At 60.1% G+C, this 21,731-nt stretch carries 21 protein-coding genes; 6 read left to right on the top strand and 15 right to left on the bottom strand.

Annotated elements, in window-relative coordinates:
- From GSQ91_RS12575 to GSQ91_RS12515, 13 genes are all read right to left on the bottom strand, one after another.
- Nucleotides 1-1,089, bottom strand: a 1,089-nt coding sequence (locus GSQ91_RS12575; protein WP_174240680.1) for a glycoside hydrolase family 28 protein, incomplete at its 3' end; no start/stop codon positions are given.
- A gap of 114 nt (nt 1,090-1,203) precedes the next feature.
- On the bottom strand, nt 1,204-1,527 hold the full coding sequence (locus GSQ91_RS25695) for a hypothetical protein (RefSeq protein WP_216845206.1): 324 nt from the start codon (nt 1,525-1,527) through the stop codon (nt 1,204-1,206).
- A 430-nt stretch (nt 1,528-1,957) separates the two neighbouring features.
- The gene (locus GSQ91_RS12565; protein ID WP_158821893.1) at nt 1,958-4,006 is read right to left on the bottom strand and encodes a TonB-dependent receptor; all 2,049 of its coding nucleotides are present in this window, start codon (nt 4,004-4,006) and stop codon (nt 1,958-1,960) included.
- Nucleotides 4,007-4,280: 274 nt separating this feature from the next.
- The gene (gene gatA, locus GSQ91_RS12560) at nt 4,281-5,735 is read right to left on the bottom strand and encodes an Asp-tRNA(Asn)/Glu-tRNA(Gln) amidotransferase subunit GatA (RefSeq protein ID WP_158821891.1); all 1,455 of its coding nucleotides are present in this window, start codon (nt 5,733-5,735) and stop codon (nt 4,281-4,283) included.
- 61 nt (nt 5,736-5,796) lie between these two features.
- On the bottom strand, nt 5,797-6,138 hold the full coding sequence (gene gatC / locus GSQ91_RS12555; protein WP_158821889.1) for an Asp-tRNA(Asn)/Glu-tRNA(Gln) amidotransferase subunit GatC: 342 nt from the start codon (nt 6,136-6,138) through the stop codon (nt 5,797-5,799).
- Nucleotides 6,139-6,141: 3 nt separating this feature from the next.
- Nucleotides 6,142-6,471: a DciA family protein gene (locus tag GSQ91_RS12550; RefSeq protein ID WP_158821887.1), complete on the bottom strand. Its 330-nt coding sequence runs from the start codon at nt 6,469-6,471 to the stop codon at nt 6,142-6,144.
- Nucleotides 6,471-7,607 carry a glycosyltransferase family 9 protein gene (locus GSQ91_RS12545; protein WP_158821885.1) on the bottom strand — a complete coding sequence of 379 codons (1,137 nt, stop codon included), beginning with the start codon at nt 7,605-7,607 and terminating at the stop codon, nt 6,471-6,473. Before GSQ91_RS12545 ends, GSQ91_RS12550 begins: the two co-directional genes overlap by 1 nt.
- A gap of 22 nt (nt 7,608-7,629) precedes the next feature.
- On the bottom strand, nt 7,630-8,373 hold the full coding sequence (locus GSQ91_RS12540) for a sugar transferase (RefSeq protein WP_158821883.1): 744 nt from the start codon (nt 8,371-8,373) through the stop codon (nt 7,630-7,632).
- A 363-nt stretch (nt 8,374-8,736) separates the two neighbouring features.
- The gene (locus tag GSQ91_RS12535) at nt 8,737-9,303 is read right to left on the bottom strand and encodes a D-glycero-beta-D-manno-heptose 1,7-bisphosphate 7-phosphatase (protein ID WP_158821881.1); all 567 of its coding nucleotides are present in this window, start codon (nt 9,301-9,303) and stop codon (nt 8,737-8,739) included.
- Complete coding sequence (locus GSQ91_RS12530; protein ID WP_158821879.1) at nt 9,300-10,397, bottom strand: glycosyltransferase family 9 protein; 1,098 nt, start codon at nt 10,395-10,397, stop codon at nt 9,300-9,302. Before GSQ91_RS12530 ends, GSQ91_RS12535 begins: the two co-directional genes overlap by 4 nt.
- A 3-nt stretch (nt 10,398-10,400) precedes the next feature.
- The gene (locus GSQ91_RS12525; protein WP_158821877.1) at nt 10,401-11,648 is read right to left on the bottom strand and encodes a group 1 glycosyl transferase; all 1,248 of its coding nucleotides are present in this window, start codon (nt 11,646-11,648) and stop codon (nt 10,401-10,403) included.
- Nucleotides 11,649-11,911: 263 nt separating this feature from the next.
- Nucleotides 11,912-12,556: an acyltransferase gene (locus GSQ91_RS12520; protein WP_158821875.1), complete on the bottom strand. Its 645-nt coding sequence runs from the start codon at nt 12,554-12,556 to the stop codon at nt 11,912-11,914.
- On the bottom strand, nt 12,553-13,002 hold the full coding sequence (locus GSQ91_RS12515; protein ID WP_158821873.1) for a VOC family protein: 450 nt from the start codon (nt 13,000-13,002) through the stop codon (nt 12,553-12,555). The genes GSQ91_RS12520 and GSQ91_RS12515 overlap by 4 nt, the downstream gene beginning before the upstream one ends.
- 124 nt (nt 13,003-13,126) lie before the next feature.
- Here GSQ91_RS12515 and hemG point away from each other — a divergent pair, with 124 nt between their 5' ends.
- The 6 genes from hemG (at nt 13,127) to GSQ91_RS12485 (ending at nt 18,716) form a co-directional block, all read left to right on the top strand.
- On the top strand, nt 13,127-14,557 hold the full coding sequence (hemG, locus tag GSQ91_RS12510; RefSeq protein ID WP_158821871.1) for a protoporphyrinogen oxidase: 1,431 nt from the start codon (nt 13,127-13,129) through the stop codon (nt 14,555-14,557).
- Between the two features lie 105 nt (nt 14,558-14,662).
- The gene (mqnC, locus tag GSQ91_RS12505) at nt 14,663-15,709 is read left to right on the top strand and encodes a cyclic dehypoxanthinyl futalosine synthase (RefSeq protein ID WP_158821869.1); all 1,047 of its coding nucleotides are present in this window, start codon (nt 14,663-14,665) and stop codon (nt 15,707-15,709) included.
- Nucleotides 15,710-15,766: 57 nt separating this feature from the next.
- Entirely contained in the window at nt 15,767-16,150 is a 384-nt protein-coding gene (locus GSQ91_RS12500) for a VOC family protein (protein WP_158821867.1), read from the top strand.
- A gap of 25 nt (nt 16,151-16,175) precedes the next feature.
- Complete coding sequence (locus GSQ91_RS12495; RefSeq protein WP_158821866.1) at nt 16,176-16,553, top strand: AbrB/MazE/SpoVT family DNA-binding domain-containing protein; 378 nt, start codon at nt 16,176-16,178, stop codon at nt 16,551-16,553.
- Complete coding sequence (locus GSQ91_RS12490; RefSeq protein ID WP_158821865.1) at nt 16,546-16,974, top strand: putative toxin-antitoxin system toxin component, PIN family; 429 nt, start codon at nt 16,546-16,548, stop codon at nt 16,972-16,974. The genes GSQ91_RS12495 and GSQ91_RS12490 overlap by 8 nt, the downstream gene beginning before the upstream one ends.
- A 242-nt stretch (nt 16,975-17,216) precedes the next feature.
- Nucleotides 17,217-18,716, top strand: coding sequence for a cellulose synthase family protein (locus GSQ91_RS12485; RefSeq protein ID WP_158822220.1), 1,500 nt, complete (start codon nt 17,217-17,219; stop codon nt 18,714-18,716).
- Between the two features lie 306 nt (nt 18,717-19,022).
- Here the strand turns inward: GSQ91_RS12485 and GSQ91_RS12480 are convergent, their stop codons facing one another.
- Entirely contained in the window at nt 19,023-19,955 is a 933-nt protein-coding gene (locus GSQ91_RS12480; protein ID WP_158821864.1) for an IS481 family transposase, read from the bottom strand.
- Nucleotides 19,956-20,034: 79 nt separating this feature from the next.
- A complete protein-coding gene (locus GSQ91_RS12475; RefSeq protein WP_158821863.1) occupies nt 20,035-21,720 on the bottom strand; it encodes an MFS transporter in 1,686 nt (561 codons plus the stop codon).
- Between the last annotated feature and the right edge of the window lie 11 nt (nt 21,721-21,731).

The raw sequence follows: 21,731 nt of genomic DNA, 5'->3' as shown, positions 1-21,731 counted from the left end.
GATGTTGGAGATGGCGATGTCTTCGAGCAGAGCGCCGTCGCTGGTCTCCAGGGAGATTCCTTTAGAGCCCTCGCAGACACAGTTCGAGATGGTGATATTGCGGAAGCCGCCGTTGGACTCCGTGCCGCACTTGATGCGGCCGTTGCGCGTGACCTTTACCGTGTCAGGAAACTTCTTCCAGGTCCCGGCGATCACAGTGCCGAGCTCATAGCTTCCGCTCACAAAACAATTTGCAATGGTCACGTTGTCCGTAGAGCGCGCGTAGCCCAGAGCGTAACTGGACTTCGGGCAGATAGCGTCGTCCCAGGGCGAGTTGACCGTGCAGTTGGTGACACGCACGTTGCGGCAGCAATCGATGTCGAAGCCGTCCCGGTCGGTGTCGATCAGCAGGTTGTCGAGGGTGAGGTTGTCGACGCCGGTAGCAAGCACAGCGAAGTGACCGCCCTTGATAACCGAGAAATCGCGCAGAAGAACGTTGTGGCAGTTTTTGAGCGCGAAGGTCTTGTTGCCGACACCAGCCTGCTCGGCGACGAAGCGGGTACCGGGGCCACGCGGCGAGAGCTCCTTGAGCTGAGCCTCGCGCGCGTTCGCACCGCAGGAGAGACCAGCACCGTGGATGAGGCCCGGGCCAAGGACGGAGAAGTTGTCGATGTTCTCGCCGTAGAAGAGCGAGTTGCGCCAGTGGTTGTGGCCGTAGTCCTGGTAGCTCTCCCAGGGCGCGTTGGGTTCGGCTGCGTCGTACGTGCCACCGTTATAGCCGGTAGCCTCACCGGGCCTGGGGGAGTCGGCGGCGAGGATGGTGCAGCCGCGCGAGAGATAGAAATCGACGTTGCTGCGCAGATGGATTGTGAAGCATACATAGGTCCCTGCCGGGAAAATCAGCGTGCCTCCGCCAGCGGCTGCGACGGACCCAATGGCCTTATTGATCGCGGGTGTGTCTACTGTCTTGCCGTCTCCCGTCGCGCCATAGGTGCGGACGTTGAAGAGCGCCTCCGTGGCAGCAGGCGTGGGGGATTCGGCTAAAGCGATATGGCCGATGGTGGAGGCGAGGGCGAGGGGGGAGAGCTTGAGTAAATCGCGACGATCCATAGTGTAGAGAATGGTATCGCATAATCTGTCTGACCGGACGCGCCAGAATATGACACGGGCTACTTTAACGACAAGGCCGCCCCAGGAAGGGGCGGCCTCGCGAACGTCAATGAGTTAGCGACGGAAGCCGCGGCCATACCCACCGCGACCATAGTAGCCGTGGCCGTAGTAACCACGACCGTAGCCACCACGCCAGCCGTAGCCATAGCCATAGCCGTAGTAGCGAGGGCCATAGTAGCCGGGGTAGCCGTAACCGTAGACTACGGGGGGAGCCGGAGCATAGTACCCGGGGGCACCGATGCCGACGACGATACGTTGAGCCTGAGCAGCGGGGGCCGCTGCGATGAGGGTTGCACCTGCCAGCGTTGCCGCTGCGAGGATTCGGACTGTGCTGGACTTCATGGAAGTGAGCTTCGCGGTGATGTTTGATAGCGTCATGATGTGCCTCCTGCACTGCCTTCATAACTGCCGTGCATTCAGATAAACGCAGGTTGCGGCGAGGGGTTGCGCGCAACTTTTCGGGAGGGGTTGGGTAAGCGGTGGGATTGTGGGTTGAGCAGGAATATATCGCCGCGACAAAGGGGTTTGTCGTTGTTTTTCTGGTTTGTCATTCCGAGCGCAGCGAGCGAACCTGCTTTCTCCCGTTCTTCGTTCGCATTACCCAAAAACATGTAAGCCAGAACTGGAAGGACACAGCTTGTATTGGCGCATAACTTTTGCGCTCACACGGGCAAAAAGCGGGAGACAGCAGGTTCGCTCGCTGCGCTCGGAATGACAAACCAGAAAAACAAGAACAACAGCAACGCAAAAACAATAGCAACAGCAAAGACAACGGCAACAACAATCCGCTCGCGTCGTTGCCAGTCCGTCAGCGGCTGAGGTTGTAGCGAAGTCCTGCCTGCACCAGGCGGGGTGGGGCTAGGGTCAGGATCGGCGTACGGCCGGCGTCGATGCTGCGGTTCAGAAGGTTCTGCGCACCGGCAAAGATCGACAGGCCATGGATGAGGTTACGGTCCGCTGAGAGATCGAAGCGTGCGTAAGGATGCAGCAGGAATTGGTTCTGGGCATCGTCGAACTCCTGCCCGGTGTAGCTGGCGATGAGGTGGAAGTTGGCGATGTGAGAGGCGGCGTAGTTCGCGGTTGCCGTAACGGATTCGCGCGGGACCTCTGGAATCCATTTGCCCGTAAGGTTGGTCTGCGCAGGGCTGCTGGAGTTGAAGGCCGTAACCGTCGCCACGGCGAGTTGATAGCCGAAGGTGGTGTCGAGGCCGTGCCAGCGTTCGGACTGCGCTTCGAGCATCATGCCGCGGCTGCGAATCTGGCCGAGATTCTGGCGTTGCAGCGTCTGCGTGGTTGCAGTCTGGCTGAGCAGAACAGCAGAGATCGGCCGATTGACCTCGGTCCAGAAGTAGGTGGAACGCAGACTGCCGAGATGTCTCAAAGTAAAGTTGCCACCGAATTCAAAGCCTGTAGCGCGCTCGGCGAGCAGTGACGAGTTGGCCAGTGTGGTCTGCTGGCCTACCTGACTGGTGCGATAGAGCTCGTTCAGCGTCGGCCCGCGAAAGGCGCGGAAGGCCGTTGCCGTGAGCGCGATTCCATGGGGGAGCTGCCGCACCAGACCGAGGCGAGGGCTGGCGACAAGCTCGTCGATCTCGGGCTGTGGCGTGACTCGTGGTGCATTCGAAAGCGTCTGCCGCCCATCGAAGGTGCGAAAGGAGTCGACGCGAATGGAACCCGAGAGCAGCCAGTTGCGCGGCTGCCAGACGGCATCCGCATAGCCGCCCGTCTCACGCTGGCGAGCGCTGGTGCTGGTAGTGACTGAGGTCGCGGTCGCCAACTCATCGTCGGTCGAGCGGATGTCGCGCAGATCGAGACCGAGAGCCGCTGTAACAGCGCGCGGCAGAGTTCGTGAGCCTTGCAGCGCGAAGCCGAACTCGTCCGTGGGGACGTGTTGCAGCTTGGTGAGCTTTTCGGAGTCGCGATCCGTGGCGATGGAGGAAAATCCCTGGCGATAGCCCTCGCGCGAACCGTACACCCGCAGCACTCCATGCCCGAAGCTGGAGTCGGAGTCAGCCCCGCCGATATAACGCCAGAGGCGCGCGGCATTGGTCTGCAACGGCGTTCCATTGATGCGCGATTCGTTCATTACATTGCCGCGCAGAAACGCGTCGATGCCGTGCAGCTCTGCGGGTGTCCGCAGTTCAAAGCGGCCGCTCTCGCTGACAACGTTGGTAGGAATATCGACCGAGCCGCGAAGGGCGGGAGCCGTTGTGATGTAGCCGCCGTTATCGACCATGCTGAAGGCTGCCAGAGCCGCGATGCGACGGGTTGCGGTGGCCAGCAGAGCGTCTCCCACACCGGTGTTTTCGGTCGCACCCAAGGCGTCCGCCGAGAAGAGGAAGGGGTGTCCCTGAAGCGGCTCGACGGGCACCACATCGATGACTCCGCCGATGGCGCTGGAGCCGTACAGATCGGCAGAGCCGCCACGCAGAAGTTGTACCTGCTGGATGGCCAGCTCGGGTGTCTCGTTCCAATGCACCCAGCCGCCGAAGGGGTCGGTGAGCGGCACCTGGTCGCTGACCACCAGGGTGCGGCTCGCGCCGGTGCTGCCAAGCCCGCGCAGGCTGAGGCCTTGCGAGGTAGGGTTCGCAGTCCAGGAGCTTGTGCGACGAAAGAGCTGAAAGCCCGCGACGGAGTGGAGACTGTCGTCGAGCGCAAGTCCGGGGGCCTGCTCGAGCTGTTGCTGCGAGAGGATCGCTGTGCTGGTCGCAGAGTCGTTGATGCCCACGAGGCCGCGATCGGCGGTAACGGTGATCGATTGCGTGACGGGAGGTATTGTTGCGGGCGTGGTCGATTGCTGGGCCGTTGCGTGGAGAGTGATGGCGAGGGACGCAGCAATATAGAGAAGACGACGCATACTTACAGGCTCCCACCACAAATCTGCTCTTGTTTGATCCACCAAAAATTTGTCATCCTGAGCGAAGCCGAAGGACCCCGATGCAGCTATTTTCCCCTCTGTGCCCTTGACTCTTTTCAACCGAAGAGTCTGAGGCAGGGTGTTCGAGGTGGAAAAGGTGCAGACTTTATCGGCGAAGTATAAGGCTTCGGGGTCCTTCGACTTCGCTCAGGATGACAGCTCTGAGGTGACGTAAAAAACAAACATTCTCGGATATATCTAACGTGTAGCCGCTCTAACGACCCGCCTGCGCCACTTCCACGGCAGTTCCAACGCGCAGCATGGTTCCCTCGTCGAAGTGCTTGCCGAGAATCTGCACGCCGATCGGCAGCCCGGCCTGCGTCGTTCCGCAGGGCACGCTCATGCCGCAGATACCTGCCAGCGATGCCGCCACCGAGTAGATGTCCTCGAGGTACATCTGGATCGGGTCGTCGGTCTTCTCGCCGAGCTTGAAGGCGGGTGTCGGAGTCACCGGGCAAACGATGGCATCGACCTGCGCGAAGGCGGTGAGGAAGTCGCGCGTCAGCAGCGTGCGGACCTGCTGTGCTTTACGGTAGTACGCGTCGTAGTAGCCCGCTGAGAGTGCATAGGTGCCGAGCAGAATGCGGCGCTTGACCTCGGCGCCGAAGCCCTCGTCGCGCGACTTGCGGAACATCGCGGCCAGTGTGTTGGCATCTTCCGCACGCAGGCCGTAGCGAACGCCATCGAAGCGCGAGAGGTTGGAGCTGGCCTCGGCTGTTGCGATCACATAGTAGGTCGGCACGGCGTAGCGTGTGTGCGGCAGTGAGACCTTGTGGATGCTGCAACCGGCGGCACCCAGATCGTCGAGCACCTTTTCGATGGCGGCGCGAATCTCCGGATCGAGGCCTTCGCCGAAGTACTCCTCGGGAACGCCGATGCGGAGACCCGCAACCGGCTTCGCGGCTTCGGCACTGTAGTTGGCGACGGGCTGTGTGGAGGACGTGGCATCCAGATTGTCGGGCCCGGCGAGCACTTCGAGCATGGTCGCCGCATCGGCAACCGAGCGCGTGAAAGGACCGACACGGTCGAGCGAGGAAGCGAATGCGATGAGACCGTAGCGCGAGACGCGGCCGTAGGTCGGCAACACCCCGACGACTCCACAGAAGGCTGCCGGCTGGCGGATGGAGCCACCAGTATCGGTGCCGAGCGATGCCACGCACAGACCCGCGGCAACAGAAGCCGCGGAGCCACCGGACGATCCGCCGGGAACGCGATCGAGCGCACGAGGATTGTGGACCGGACCATAGGCAGAGTTCTCGTTCGAGGAGCCCATCGCGAACTCGTCGCAGTTGAGCTTACCGAGCAGCACGGCACCGGCCGCTTCGAGCTTCGCAACGACGGTGGCGTCGTAGGGCGGATGGTAACCCTTGAGGATGAGGGAACCGGCGGTCGCGGGAGCGCCGCGCATCGCCAGCACATCCTTGATACCAATGGGGACGCCGGCCAGCGGCCCCAGCGATTCACCGGTCTTCGCCGCGGTGTCCACACGCTCGGCCTGGGCCATGGCGCGCTCGCGGCTCAGAGCGAGATAGCTGTTGATCTGAGGATCGACGGTTGCGATGCGCTCGTAGTGCTCAGCGGCAAGCGCTGCGGCGGAGACGCGGCCCTCGACGACAGCTGTGCGAGCTGCGGAGAGCGAGAGAGTTTCAAGTTGCAGTGCTTCGGCCATGGGGTACGTGGCTCTCCTTATTGCGTTTCTGCTTATCTATTACGTTTCTGCTTATTTTTCTTTATCGTTCAATGACCTTCGGAACCTTGAAGAAGCGTCCATCGGTCTCGGGGGCTTCGGCCATGACGGCGGTGCGGTCAACTGAAGGTTTCACCGCGTCGACACGCAGCGATTCGCCGTGCGTGGCAGGGGTTATGCCGAGCATCTCAGCGACCTGCGCCATGGGCGGAACGTTGGTGGTGTCGAGTTCGCTCAACTCTGCAATATGTCCGAGGATCGCGTTCAGGTCGCGCGCCATGCGCGGAAGCTCCTGGGCAGTGAGCTCAAGGTTGGCGAGATCGGCGACATGCTGAACCTCGGCTAGTGATACACCGGCGGCCTCGGGGGGCGCTGCCTGACTCATCGTCTACTCCTTCGGGGACTTTGGGGAGGTGATGCGTGGCCAGGGCCGCGCAATTCCCTTCTCTTCGAAGTGTATCCCGTTGAAGCGTACCCCGGCGATGCGGGCCAGATCGTTGGCGAGCGCCGAGCGCATGTGCTGGAACTGTTTCATCCACTCGGAGCCAGCGACGCGCACGTGCAGCATGCGCTCCGCATCGAGATGCAGGACCTCACCATGGCCGGCCAGCACAGCACCACAGGCCACAGGCCAGGCGGCGGCAAGGCGGTCTTCGTCGGGCAGATCGCGCAGGCTACGGCCCAGCGAATCACGCAGGAGATCGCGCATGTTCTGCATCAGTGGACCTCCTGAACGAAACTGCCGCAGTGGGCCGTCAGAGCCTCGGCGGCGGCGGCTACCTGTTCCACAGTGATGCGCTCGATCACGTCTTTCGGCTGGCCTTTGAACTCGAAGCCCAGGTGTAGATAGCCACCGCTGCCATCCGCAGGCTGCACGTTCGCGCAGCAGCGGCCGCGCGCTCCCCAGCGATGTTCGGCGGTCGGACCATTCAGCGAAACCGTCGGCGCACCGGCGATCGCTGCCAGGTGCATGACCCCGGTGTTCACGCTGACAACGAGCCGGGCGCGACGCAAGAGATGGGTGAGCGATAGAAAACCATCCGGGCTGACAAACGGCTCGGCGCGCAGACCAGCGGATCGCAGTCGTTCGACGAAAGGGTTGATACGCGGCAGATCCGATGGCGCCCCCGTGACGACAAACAGCGTCTCCGGTCGCGACAGCCGCTGGGCAAGCTCGATCCAGCGGTCCTCCGGCCACTCACGCAGCCAGGAGTTCTGCCCTGAAGCCCAGGGATGAAAGGCGACGAGATCACGTTCCCCCAACAACAGTGCGGGACCGGCTGCAGAGACCACCACAGCGGGAGCATGAGGAACAGGTATGGGCGGTAGGATGCTGCTTTCAGCCAGTAGTGCCCGCAGGTTGTCGAGCTCATGGCGATGGGCTGTGTGGTCCACCACGCGATCGTATCCACGGCTGCGATGCTGTCCTGGAGTGCGGAAGCCTGCGGTGAAGCGCGCTCCTGAGAGCATCGTGTAGAAGGCCGTCAGACGCTGCCAGCTGGTGAAGTCCAGAAGCAGGTCGAACTTCTGTGCGCGAATGCGGCGGATCGTCTCCAACGGTCTTGTCAGATCAATGAGGACACGCTTATCCGCTCCTGGAATGATCTCGGCGGCGGCGAGGTTCTGCTTCATGCAAAGATGCACGATATGCGCCTGCGGCAGAGCAGCCCGCAGGTCCTGCAACGGACCGGAGAACAGCAGCGTGTCGCCCAGCGCAGGCGAGCAAACCACGCCGATACGCTGCAGGCTGGATGGCGGCTGCGCACGGCGGCGGCGAAAGCTGGCAAGGAGGTTCAGCAGCGGCGTGCCGACCCAGAGGTCGAGTTGGCGATTTCGCTGGTTCCCGCGCTGCATGAGTTGATTTTAGTGGGTCGCTTTAGTAGGCGCCGTCTTGATGCATTACCGTGGAGAAGGTCTTGAAGAGAATCTTGAGATCTCCCAGGAAGCTCCAGCAGTGAACGTAGCGGCTATCCAACTGGATGCGCTGCTGGTACGTCGTCCGGCTGCGCCCGGATACCTGCCAAAGACCTGTAATGCCAGGCTTGACGAGGCAGTAGTCACCGAAGAACTTGCCATACTTCTCGACCTCGGCGGCGACGATGGGGCGCGGTCCAACCAGGCTCATGCTGCCGCTAAAGACATTCCAGAGCTGCGGGACCTCGTCCAGGCTGGTGCGGCGCAGAAAATTGCCGACGCGGGTCACCCGGGGATCGTTCTTGAGCTTGCGAGACTTGCGCCATTCCGCGTTGGCGTCGGGGTTCTCGTGAAGATAGGCTTCCAGGAGTTCGGCAGAGTCGATGCACATGGTGCGGAACTTCCACATGGAAAAGAAGCCACCCTGGGCGCGAATACGGCGATGCGAAAAGAAGATGGGTCCTGGCGAACTCAACCGGACAGCCAACGCGATAATGCCGACGAGGGGCAGCAGAATGGGTGAAGCCAGCAGCACTAACAGGATGTCCAGGCCACGCTTGAGCACACTATAGCCAAAGGCTTGCTGCGGTCCGTGCTCGAACCGTGTGAGATCGCCGCCATCAGCGGTGCCGATCTCGGGGAAAGCAAACACCCGGCCGTCTATGGCCGCGGATTCCGGTTTGTAGGAGTACATCTCAAGCGGCATACTTTAATTCGCTCCTGGCGTTTGCTGCTTTGGTCTCGTACGGCTTTCTGCAAAATCTGCCTGCCATGCCCGTGCCGATAATCGTTCACAGAGGCTAGCCAACCTTGCCGGCTGAGCCCATGGTTATTTGATGACTACTGAAATCAAACGATTGAACAACATCGCCCCTAAGCTGTAAGTCCCTATTGAACTGGAGTTTACAGTAATTCGCGCTTGCCAGCGCCATCTACGAGCCGCGCTATATTTCTATAGGATGCGCGTTTGTCATACAGGGCTGTATTGAGCTTTTGGGGCTTGTACTGACTATAACTGGTTGTCGAGATCTTCGATGCGGAAACCTTCGCATGGCCGACTTGCGGGCTCTCAAACAGAAAGACTGCCTGCCAGCCATTTTTCGACTTCGTCCAGGGCGTCAATGGCAACGTAGTCTCCGGAACACTCCCCGTCTTCCGTCCCACGCATAAGAAATGCCTGTCTCAACCCAGCGGTGTTAGCGGCCGCAATATCCGAGCAGCGATCGCCGATCATGACCGATTGCGAGAGATCAATCCCCAGATCACGAGCCGCACGCAGCAGCATTCCGGGGCCCGGCTTGCGATCTTCGTGCTCGCGCTTGTACTCGCCGATGCCATGCTCCGGGTGATACGGGCAGTGATATACCGCATCGAGTGTGATGCCCTCGCGAGCCAGCTCCGCGCGCATCCATGTCATCAGGTCTTCGAACTGCTGCGACGTGTAGTAGCCGCGTGCGATGCCGGCCTGGTTCGTCACCACCACCAATTTGTAGCCTAGTGACTGAGCCCTGCGGCAGAGCGGCACAATGCCCTCAACCCAGCGAACATCTTCGGGCCGATGCAGATAGCCAACTTCTTGATTGATCACCCCATCGCGGTCGAGGAACAGTGCGCGGGCATTGGAGAGCGAGGTCATGAGCGTGTTCCTTCGAGCTGGGTAAGAGCGGGCACCGGCGTGTGTTTGGGCGTACGGACGCGAGGCAGCAGATCGCGTCCCTCGCGTCTGGCGGTTAGCAGCGTTTCGATTTCGCCGAATACCATCGCAGGTGTGATCTGATGCATGCAGCCGTTGTGCTCGCAGGGGGCGTAGTCGCGGCCGTCGTAGCAGGGTCGACAGGCGAAGCCTTCACCGCCCCACAGGGCAACACAGTTGGAGCGCTGCGGAAGGCGTCCGCGCGGGTCGGTGGGACCGAAGATCGCGACGATCGCCGTGTTTGTAATGCCAGCGAGGTGCAGCGGCCCGGTGTCGTGCGTCACCGTCACATCGGCAGAATCGAGCAGGGCAATAGTCTCTACGAGCGAGTATTTCCCAATGAAGTTAGTAAGGGAGAGCGCATCAAAGAACGATGAAACCCAGCTATCGTCGGGACCGCCGGCGAGGATGACCTCATAACCGCGAGCGATAAGAGCAGCAGCGAGTTCAGCATAGTTTTCCGCAGGCCAGCGCCGCAGACCATCGTCGCGCATGGCGTTACGCGCGCCTGCGGGGACCAGCACAATGCGGGGGTGGCCAGCTCTGCGTGAGCTCGGAGTAAGTCCTTCTGCACGAATGGGCGCTAGCTGCGAAGGAGTCTCACCATTGGCATACTCCACAGGAATCTGCGCAAGCAGGATGCGTGCATATTCGTCTGCGTGATGGCGGCCCGGAAGCAGCTGTCTAACTCGGCTGTCCTTCGTGAGCATCACCTTCCACTGCGCGTGAATGGGCACCGCGAGAAGCTTGTAGCGAGCGTCATAGTAGAGCGTTGCACAGATGTCATACTTGCGGCCCGCAAGCGCGCGCCACAGCGCGACCAGCGTCCGAAGGCTCGTAACCTTGCCGCTATGCAGCAGTTTTTTTTCGTCGGCCGGGATCACGTTGATCCACGGATATAGCCGCAGGATGGGTGCAACGACCTCACCGCAGACCCAGTCGACTTCGTAGCCCTTCCGGTGCATGGCATACGCACCGGGAATGGCCATAACGACGTCGCCGATCGCGCCGAGTTTGATCAGCAGGAGTCGCGGCATGGGCTACTTCCCTTCCGGCCACTGCGGGTCACGCAGGAAGACGGCCTGATTCCGCAGCACAGTAATGTACGACAGATAGCGCATCAGCAGCTCATACTTATGCGGACCGAGCACATGCAACGCAATCTTCAATAATTTGTGGACGAACTCGACGCGGCGGTCGCGCGGGTTGAAGTCCTTCCATGTCGACTTCGCCGGAGCGATGGTGCCCTGTACCAGCTTCTGCGCTTTGGCAAACTCCACGAACTTTGACTTTGCGTCGAAGGGATCTTCTCCGGCAAAGTGCTCCTGATGTTTGGCATAGATGCGCCGCGCGAGACGCGTGACGGTCGTCCCATCCGAGAGCGAGTCGAAGCCATAAGGCAGAGCTTCTGCAGCCTTGTTCTTGTTGGCAAGAACGGCAGCTTTATAGCCGGCAAAAAGTTTGTGCAGATCGGGCCGCTGGTCCAGCATAAAGCGATCGGTGTGCTTGGACAGCATCTCCGGGTCGCCCACCACAATGCCGCTGAAGTGAAAGAAGCGCAGAGGAACGCGTCCGCTGACAGGGCTGATTACGGTGTAGCCCTCTGGGGTCTCTGCTAGGGTGCGCTCGTGCAGGTTCCAATAGGCCATGTTGCAACCAGCGTCGCGCAGAATGCAGACACCGTCGAACAACCCTGGCGCGAGGTTCATCCACTTCTGATCGACGAACAGACCCGTGCGGCCTTCACTGTAGCCAAGCCCAAGACAGCGCTCCTCCCACCACGTCAGCAGCCGCCAACCCTCCTCGCAACGTCGCACCGCGATGAAGCCCAGATTGTATGTCCCGTTGAATAGCAGATCTTGCTCGCTGGGGTCGCGGCCGTCGAAGACTGGCGTCGTGATGTGCGGTGTCAGAACGGCGGACGCACCACTGCCGAGCGCGTCGAAGACGGGATCCAGAGGCGCGTAGCAAAAAATGTCGGGATCGATATAAGCGAGCGCGTCCAGCTCATAGCGCTCGATCAGGTACTTCATAAACGTCGGCTTGACGTTCGTGTTCAGCTCGAGGATGTCGTACTTCATAGCCTCGACGCGAACGTCACGCAGGCCAATCTCGCCGAGCATGACCGGCGTAAAGGCGTCACCCTGGAAGGGCGCGGGGTCACTAAGGTCTGCGACGATCAGAACGAAAAATCTCTGGCCTGGATGTTGCGCGAGATACGAAGCCGCAAGCGTTCTCGCGTAGGCGAGATAGTTCGGCGAGACGATCGTGCAGGCTGCATGATTCAAGCATGAACCGCCTGGAGCGACATCGTCATGGGGCAAGTTTATCAAGCGAGCTGTTTCAATTTTGTCAGCTCCATCAGGGGCGTGCTTTTGTTCCATAGTAGAGAGAGTCTGTATTTGTCGTTACCGTTGCTTGCCATCATTCTGAGAGCGTGGTGAACGACTGGGCCCATTCTCCCGCATTCTTCTGCAGCGCCACTAAATGCGGGGTTCCTTCGCCTACGGCTCAGGATGACGACGAGAAATAAGCAACGGCATAGACATCCCTACGCAATCGGTTCCCACACACCGCTTGCCTCATTCCATCGACGAACAAACCTTGCCGGTGAGCCAACGGCAATCACTCCTGCGGGAATCGCGCCGGTCACCACCGAGTTCGCGCCGATGATCGCACCATCGCCGATCGTCGCACCCGGAAGCACGGCCACGCCGTCACCGATCCAGACGTTGCGGCCAATCACCACGGCTGCCGGGGAGTGCAGTTTGCGCTGCGCCGGTACTGTATCGGACGCTGACTGGCCGTCGCCTCTGTAGACTCCATGGCTATTGTCCGTAACGATCACGCGGCTGCCAATCAGTGTTCCAGAGCCAATCGTGATGCTATCGATGCAGGTAATATGAACGTTGTCCGAGAGGCTCACCTCATCCCCAATGGTCAACACAGGGGAGAGCCGTTCGCCCGCGTACTCGACGACAGCCTCCAGCCAGAGACTGTCCCCCGCGCTGAAGTTCCGGCCGATGCGCATATGGGAGAGCCCGGACAGGTGCGGATTGCATCTGGCCCGAAAGCCTGGAGCGCGCAGCTTGCTCGCGGTAAAGCTGTCGCGGAAGCGATGAGCCGCGGCACGCGCCATTCGGGGAAGAAGTTGGGCCCAGCCATCCTCTCGCGCAAGCTCCAGGAGGCGGCTCAAAGGACAGGCTCCTCGAAGGTATGGCGATGACCCGGCTTTTCGATGAGCTCAATCACAAAGCGCAGGGGCGACATCCAGAACTGCACGAGTCTTCCCTCGTAGGCCAGAGCCGGACGAGGCTCGCCTGCGGGATAGCAGCCCTGCTCGCGGAGATGCGCAGCGGATGCCTCGAGATTAGGAGTCAGATAGGCGAGGTGATTCAGAATGTGTTTGCCCGCGCGCAACGCGTTGGCAATCGGAGTCGCCTCTCCGAGCGGTGCGATCAACTCATAGGTGAGCTGTCCGCCGGGCGTCGATCCAAACTGTACAGAGACGCAAAGCCCGGGGTCGTCAACGACCGGTGTCCAGCGCGTAACGCCGAAGGTCTTCTCCAGAAAGCTACGTCCGACAGCGATGTCTGGAACGATAAGACCGAGATGGTCGAGTTCGAGCGTAGGGGTGTTCATAGCAGTCCCGTTACTCGCGGCAGCAAAAGAGGATAGAGGCGCAGACGGTCCTGATGCGCCTTCAGTAGAATTCACTCGAACATCATAGCGCGCGCTGGCACCCAGCCCTCAGTAAGATAAGCCAATGAAGCGTATTGCCATCGTCGGCGGGGGAATCGCCGGACTAACCGCCGCCTATGAGCTCGAACTTGCCCGAAAACGAGGCGCCGACATCGACTGGCAACTCTATGAAGCTGGCAATCGGCTCGGCGGCATCGTAGAAACCACTCATTCCCAAGGTTTTATTCTTGAAGGTGGGCCGGACGCCTGGGTCAGCGAAAAACCGTGGGCTCGTGAGTTGGCCGTCGAACTCGGGCTTGAATCCGAACTCATCTCCAGCAACGACGCAACGCGCAAGACCTACATTCTGATCGACGGCCAGCTCCATCCCATGCCCGACCGCATGCGCATGATGGTTCCCCAGGATCTTAGCGCCCTCGAAGGTTCAGCGCTCTTCTCCGACACCGCCCGCCAGGCCTACGCCAATGAGCCGGGGCGAGCGAAGGAGCTCCGTTCCGAGGCTCCGGAAGAGGACGAGTCCGTCGCGAGCTTCGTTCGCCGCCACTTCGGTGAAGAGGTTCTGACCAAGATTGGCGCGCCCCTTCTCAGTGGAGTCTTCGGCGGCGATGTTGCCAGGCTCAGTGTTCGCGCTGTAATGCCCAACTTCGTCGCTTTGGAACGCGAACACGGCTCGCTTATCGCCGGACTGCAGGCCAAAGCCCGCGGCGGTCGACCAGCGCAGCCCATCTTCACGACACTCCGTAACGGCCTCGGCACCCTCATCGACGCGATCGTGGCGCAGCTCCCACCTGAACGGCTGAACCTCAACCGGTCAGCCCTATCTCTCAAGCGACAGGGCAAACGCTGGTTGCTCCGCACCTCTGCTTTCGCAACCGAGGGACGAACCAGCAAGAAGCACTTCCACCACGTTCTCTTCGCCACGCCCATCGATGCGACTCGAGCGCTCCTCGAGCCGCTCGACCCCGGAGCCGCCGCGCTTATTCCCGCCGACGCCAGCTCGGCCGTGCTTGCGGCATTCTGCTGGGCCGCCGAAACGGCAAGCACCTTCTCGATTCCGCAGGGGTTTGGCTTCCTCGTTCCGCAAACGCAGCCTACCGCCGAGCCACAACTCCTCGCGGCTACCTTCGTCGACCAGAAATTCCCTGACCGTGCCCCCGCCGGAGCCCGCATCATCCGTGTCTTCTTTGGCGGTCGGAGCGCCGATGCCCTTGCCCCACAGTCGGATGAGACCATCGCCGCAGCAGCCTTCGCACAGCTCACGAAGATCCTCGGCCCACTTCCAACGCCTGACGCGAGCCTCACCACTGTCCGCGGCTGGCCACGCAGCCTGCCGCAGTATGAGGTTGGCCACCTTGAACGCATGGCTCAACTCGACCAGCGCGTCTCGAAACTCGGCAATCTCACTTTGCTAGGTAATGGCTATCGGGGCGTTGGTTTGCCCGATCTTGTGCGCGATGCCCGCAACGCAGCACGCGAGTGCTCCCGGGTAGGGTGAGGGTATCTGTGAGCTACGCATGACGAGGTCTTCAGCGACGAGTTGCTCGTTGCTCCAAACCTCTCGTCGCTGCAAGGAAACGGGCGACGGGCGTAAACTAACCACATGGGCATTACCCGCCAGCAAGCTCTCGATTGTTTCGCCTCCGACGACCTTATCGGCATCGGCATGGAGGCTGACGCGGTCCGCCGCCGCCTCCACCCCGAAGGCGTGGTCAGCTACATCATCGACCGCAATATCAACTACACGAACTTCTGCACCGAGTACTGCACGTTCTGCGCGTTTTATCGGCCGCTGAAGGGCAAACTTGCTGCCGAGGGCTACATCCTCGAGTTCGACACTATCTACGACAAGATCCGCGAGACGCTCGAGATGGGCGGCACGGGTGTACTGATGCAGGGCGGCATCCACCCCGACCTCAAGATCGACTGGTTCGAATCGCTCTTCACGGGCATCAAGCAGCGCTTCCCTTCCATATGGCTGCACTGCCTCTCGGCCTCCGAGATTCTGGCCATCGCCGAGTACTCTGAGCTCTCACTGCGAGACACCATTGCACGCCTTCGCGACGCCGGCCTCGACAGTATTCCCGGCGGCGGAGCGGAGATCCTCGATGATGAAGTCCGCAAGCGGATCGCCCGCCTGAAGTGCAGAACGGAAGATTGGGTTTCAGTACATCGCACCGCACATGCACTTGGCATGAGGACCACCGCGACCATGATGTTCGGTGTCGGCGAGACTATGGAACAGCGCGTCAACCACTTTGAGGTGGTGCGCCAACTCCAGGAAGAGACCGGCGGCTTCACCGCCTTCATCCCCTGGAGCTTCCAGCCCAACAACACCGCTCTGGGCGGTCGCGGCTGGGATGAAGCTACCTCAGTTGAGTACCTCAAGACCCTGGCCATCAGCCGCATGTACCTCGACAACATCGAGAACGTGCAAAGCTCCTGGGTCACTCAGGGGCTAAAGGTCCTGCAGATGGGCCTGCGTTTCGGCGGTAACGATGTTGGTTCCGTGATGCTCGAAGAGAACGTAGTGAAAGCTGCTGGCACGTCGAATTGCACGACCGAGGAAGAGTTGCGCCGCATCATCCGCGATGCTGGCTTCAAACCAGTGCAGCGTGACACGCTGTATCGGACGATGTTCTTGAATTAGCGCAGACCTGGAATTCGCCACTGCCTAAATGATAGGTAGGCGATATTAGGTCACTTTATGAAGATAGAGCGCCTCGATCACCTCGTCCTCACGGTAGCCTCCATTCCTGTTTCTATCGACTTCTACACTCGTGTCCTCGGATTCGAAGCCGTCGAAGCCAACGGACGTTGGGCGCTCAAGTTCGGCCAGCAGAAAATCAACCTCCACCAGGCCGACCATACCATCGAGCCCAAAGCGGCACACCCCACACGTGGCTCAGGAGATCTTTGCTTCATCACCGACGCCCCAACCGAACAGACCCTCGCCCACCTGCAAGCGGCTGGGGTCGCGATTGAGGAAGGTCCCGTGGAGCGCAACGGTGCCCTCGGCAGGATGACTTCTTTCTACTTCCGCGATCCGGACGGCAATTTACTGGAAGTCTCCAAGTATCCGAACCTCTGATATTCTGATATTCAGAGGTTCGGATATGGCGACCACAACCATCAAGATGGGCAAACGCGGCACCATCGTACTTCCGGCTAAGCTGCGCAAGCAGTTCGGCCTCGAAGATGGCTCGCTGCTTGTGACTGAAGCCAAGGATGGTGAGATTCGCATCCGACCGGCCTACGTCTACGAACCGGAGGTCTGGTCCGACGAGGAACGGGGCTTCTTCATTCTGGTCAACTCGATGACCCAAGAAGAGTGGGATCGCAATCTACCTGAAGTCCTGGCACTCGGTATCGATCCAGCCAAAATCAAGGGGCTCAAGCCAAACCACCGCGATACCTTGCCAACCGATGCGGAGCTAGAGGCACGAGAGCGAAGAGCAGTTGCAACCTACGGCCAAGAGAAGATCAGTGCCTGACTATTTTCAGCCCCTCTTCGTCTATCTTGACGCGAATGTGCTCTTTTCCGCTTCGTGGAGCGAACAAAACCGGTTCCTCAAGTTCTGGAGGCTGCACGCAATAACGCCAGCCACTTCACCCTATGTCGTCGATGAAGTGGATCGCAACATCAGAAAGGCTGAACATCGACTCCGCTTCGACATGCTTATGGAGAAGACTACGATGGTCAGCGATGGTCCCCTCCAAATCGTCCCCGAGGACATTGTTCTCGTGTCCAAAGACCGACCTATCCTTGCCTCAGCCATCTTCGCCAGCATGGACTATCTCGTCACCGGGGATACCAACCACTTTGGTCATCTCCACAACAACACGGTTTCGCATGTGAAGATTCTTAGTCCGAGCGAGTTTCTGGATCGCTATGAATACCGTCTCAAACTCTAAGCAGTCTCGCGTAAAATCAATGCGATAACCCCGATGCAGAACGCGGTACTACTATTTGTGGCGCGCTTTGCGTCGATATCCCAGTTCGGTTCCGGAGTGCCCTTCTGATCAGCCAACTCAACGCGCTTGCACTCGCCTTTGTCTCGCGGCCTTACTGGAAGCGCCTCATTGACCCCACCTTCCACGGCGAGTACCGCTGGAATGCGTTCGATATCTCACTGATCATCCCGTACTTCATCGTGATGATCATCCTGGCGTTTTATGGCCTCCATCGCTATCAACTGGTGTGGCTGTACTACCGCAACCGCAGCAAAGCCTCCCATTCCAGCGAGCCAATTGCAAGCTTCAGCGAGTCTGAGCTACCCTTCGTCACCATTCAGCTCCCGATCTACAACGAGCAGTTCGTCATCGACCGCCTTATCGACGCCTGCTGCCGCCTCGACTACCCGCGCGACCGCTTTGAGATCCAGCTCCTCGACGACTCCACCGACGAGACCACGGATGTCGCCCAGGGCATCGTCGCCCGCTACGCTGCTGGTACGGAGGGCCTCGCCCCTCAGCCGGTTCACTATATCCATCGCACCAATCGCTACGGCTATAAGGCTGGAGCGCTCGAAGAAGGCCTGAAAGTCGCCAAGGGCGAGCTCATCGCCATCTTCGATGCCGACTTCGTGCCGCCACCGCAGTGGCTTATGCAAGTGGTGCACCACTTTGCCGAGCAGGGTATCGGCATGGTGCAGACGCGCTGGACGCACCTCAACCGTAACTACTCGTTCCTCACACAGGTCGAGGCCATTCTGCTCGACGGGCACTTCGTGCTCGAACATGGCGGCCGCTCGCGTGCCGGCGTCTTCTTCAACTTCAACGGCACTGCTGGCATGTGGAGACGGGAAGCCATCGAGGAGGCAGGCGGATGGCAGCATGACACCCTTACCGAAGATACCGACCTCAGCTATCGCGCGCAGCTCAAGGGCTGGAAGTTCAAGTATTTGCAGGATGTCGAGTGCCCTGCGGAACTACCCATCGAGATGACTGCGTTCAAAACCCAGCAGGCACGCTGGGCTAAAGGCCTTATCCAGACCAGCAAAAAGATCTTGCCGACGGTCTTCAAATCCGACGCTCCCTTCCACACCAAGCTCGAGGCCTTCTACCACCTCACCGCGAATATCAGCTATCCGCTGATGATCGTGCTCTCCACTCTGCTGATGCCAGCGATGATCATCCGCTCGTGGCAGGGCCCGCTGCAGATGGTGCTGATCGACCTGCCCCTGTTCATGGCTTCCACGATGTCGGTTTCGAGCTTCTATCTCGTCAGCCAGAAAGAGCTCTTTCCGCGCACCTGGTACAAGACATTTCTCTATCTGCCGTTCCTGATGTCGCTCGGTGTCGGCCTCACCATCACCAACACCAAGGCTGTGCTCGAGGCGCTGTTCGGTATCAAGAGCGCGTTCGCGCGCACGCCCAAGTATGCCGTGCAGAAAAAGGGCGAGAGATCGCAGGCGCGGAAGTATCGCAAACGGCTCGGGATTATCCCGTGGATCGAGTTAGCCATCGGCTGTTACTTCGCGGCGACGGTGTGGTACGCCATCTCCACGGAGAATTACTTTACCGTGCCGTTTCTTCTGCTCTTTGTACTGGGCTACTGGTATACCGGCCTGCTGAGTCTCTTCCAGGGCCTCTTCGAGCGCAGAAATGCGCAGAGCGGCGAGATGCACGAAAAGCCATATCCGGTGGGAATTTAGGGCGAAGCAACAATTGGGTACCACCAACGATTGGGACTAACCAACAACCGGGTGCCCCATCCTTTGCCGCACGATTTGTGAAGCAACACGAGATTCTACGCAAAGGGTGGGGTATCGCCCGAAGGGCGACCGCTCCTGCCCGTGTAGGTTTGCCACTAGCTTCTGTCCAAGCTCGACCGTCCTCATATCGAGCTTAGTCGCCTCTATCGGCTAAAAGCGGTCGCTTCCGCGATACCCCACCCTTTGCGTGAGGGTTCCTTGGCACTCCACAAACCGTGCAGCAAAGGATGGGGCACCTGTAGCTGGTCAAGAGGTTGTTACATCGTCGAGTCTGCTGACGGGCGGTTTGTCGTTGAGGCTACCATGCGGTCTTTGGTGGTTGTAGAAGTCGACCCAGGGCTGGAGTTGAGCGTCTCTTTGGTCCGAGCTTGACCAGTGCTCTGCGTAGGCCCATTCCCTGAGAGCGGTCTGGATGAAGCGTTCGGCTTTTCCATTGGTTCTGGGGGTGTAGGGCCTTGTGCGGCGATGCTTGATTTGCATGTCGGCACAGGCGGCGCGGAACTTGTGGGAGCGGTAGGCGCTTCCGTTGTCGGTCAGCAGTGCGCGAACCGGCACGTTACGCCCGGCGAAGAAGTTGGTTGCTTCGCGCAGGAAGCCGATGGTGGTCTCAGCCTTCTGATCGGGCAGCATACGCGTAAAAGCCGCCCGCGAGTGGTCGTCGATGGCGATGTGCAGCGCGCAGAAGCCAGGATGCTTGCGTTTGCCGCGCAGCCGGCCATCACCCCGCTGGCTGACCTCGGTGAAGCGCGTCATGCCCTTGATATCCAGGTGCAGCAGGTCGCCCGGACGCGGGTGCTCATAGCGCATCACCGGCGGTCGAGGGTTCAGATCGCGCCATCGACTCAACCGCGCACGCCGCAGGATGCGGCTGACCGTCGCCGTGCTCAACTGAGTCTCGCGCGCGATCCAGTAGGCCGCCTTGCGCTCACGCCGCAGCTCCACGACTCGCTGCTGGACCGAGTCCGCAACGCGGCGCGGACTGTGCCGTGGACGAGAGCTGCGGTCTCTAAGCCCATCCTGCCCTTCCTGTTGGAACCGGCCAACCCACTTGGCCACTGTCCGTGCGCTCACGCGGAAGGCGGCTGCAGCCGCCTTCCGCGTGAACCCATCCCGAAGCACATAAAAAACCAACGCTTCTCGACTCCGAAGCGTCAATCGGGCATTCTGATGAATGTCCATTCGTTCCTCCCCAAAAGAATCTGACTGCTCGCACATTCAGCTTCTTCGGTTCGGTTCGAATGGACAACCTCTTGAAATCTCACAGGTGCCCCGCGTGCTCGCCCACTTCTCTCGCCCATATCTGATGCGTAACCTTTGGTGTCGCGTCGCCACAATGCAAGGCATACACTTGCTCGCGGATGACCTGGTCAGCAGCGGTCATGCGCTCGCGCGACCGCAGGTAGTCGAGCCAGCTTTCCATGATGAAGGTCTCGTTCAGGTGCTCAGGATCTGCAGCATCACGATAGATTCCCCAGCGCACAGCTCCCCCGCGCAGGCGCACAGCTTCGAGCGAATGGATGACATGCGTGAACTCCGCGTAGTTTTCGGGCGGAATACTGTAGTCGATCGAGATGCGCACAGGCCCATCGTCGGGATCGGGCGTCGTCGCTAAGGCAGGCAATGGCCTCTTCCACTTGTAGGGCGTCAGATCCGGCAACTCGCCCTTAAGAATATGAATACGCGATGTGAAGGGGATCGATGCGGCAAGCCCGATCGCCGAACAGATCAGCGATACCTTCGTCGAACTACGTTGCGCAATCACACCCCACACCACGCTGCCCAAAGCCATTCCGCCCTGAAACGTCATCAGGTACGTGCCCAGTGCGCGGGCATAGACCCATCCCGGAACCGAGAGCTGTACCGAGACATTCAGAGTAGACATCGTCGTCGTCCATGCAAAGCCAGCGCCGATGAGCGTAGCAATAGCGACAGCGGGAATATGGACGAAGGCCAGGATCAGCAAGGTTGCGACGTAGTAGATTCCAGTGCACGCCAGCAGCTTGTCTGCATCGATATGACGGCGAATCCGCGCTAGTGATGTTGCTCCGAAGATAGCACCCACTCCAAGGCAGCCGTTGAGGATGCCATAACCCATCGCTCCGTGGCTGCGCATGTCGCGCTTGGCTACCAGCGCCAGCAGCGACCACACCGCACTGACAAAGAAGGTGAAGGTAAAGGCGCGAATCAGTGGCCCTTGCAAGCTGGGCGCATAGCGCAGATAGCGCAGACCTGAGCGCACAGAACCGGCAATGCGTTCGGACGGAAGCGCACTCTTGAAGAGCGGCGTGCGCTTCCATCGCCACAGAATCCAGATAACTCCGGCAAACGAGGCGGAGTTTAATGCAAACACCCAGCCAGCGCCTTTGTCTGGGCTCATGAACGCCGCGATCATCAGGCCGCCTAACGCGGGCCCAACAGCACGTGCGATGTTGTTGCTCGCCGCATTGAGCGTAACGGCGCTGGGAATGTCTTCGCGCGGTACCAGCTCCGGAACGATCGCCTGCCAGGCAGGGTTGTTCATCGCCGAACCGATATTGAGCATGAACGTCAGCAGCAACAGTGTGACCGGAGAAACGATTCCGACAAAGGTAAGCACGGCAAGAATCGCGACGCTGCCCAGCATCCAGCACTGCCAGAAGATCAGCAGACGGCGGCGCTCATAGATATCAGCAGTCGCACCGGCAAGCAGACCGAGGAACAGCACCGGCAGGCTCGCGGCGGTCTGCATCAGCGCAATCAGCAGTGGCGAGGTTGTCAGCACCGTCATCAGCCACGTGCCGGCGGTGTCCTGCATCCACGTGCCTACGCTCGACACCGTCGACGCGATCCAACGGTCGCGAAAGAGCGCGATTTGCAGCGGTGCGAAGGCGCTGGCGCTCTTGCGCAACGGATTCTGATCCGGAGGTTTGATGCCCGTTGAATCTACTGGACTTGTTTGACCCACACTCCGATGCT

This window comes from Granulicella sp. S156, from assembly GCF_009766105.1.
Classification (GTDB): Bacteria; Acidobacteriota; Terriglobia; order Terriglobales; family Acidobacteriaceae; genus Granulicella.
Note: the sequence above shows the minus strand (reverse complement) of the source record. Positions and strands in the feature narration are given on the sequence as shown.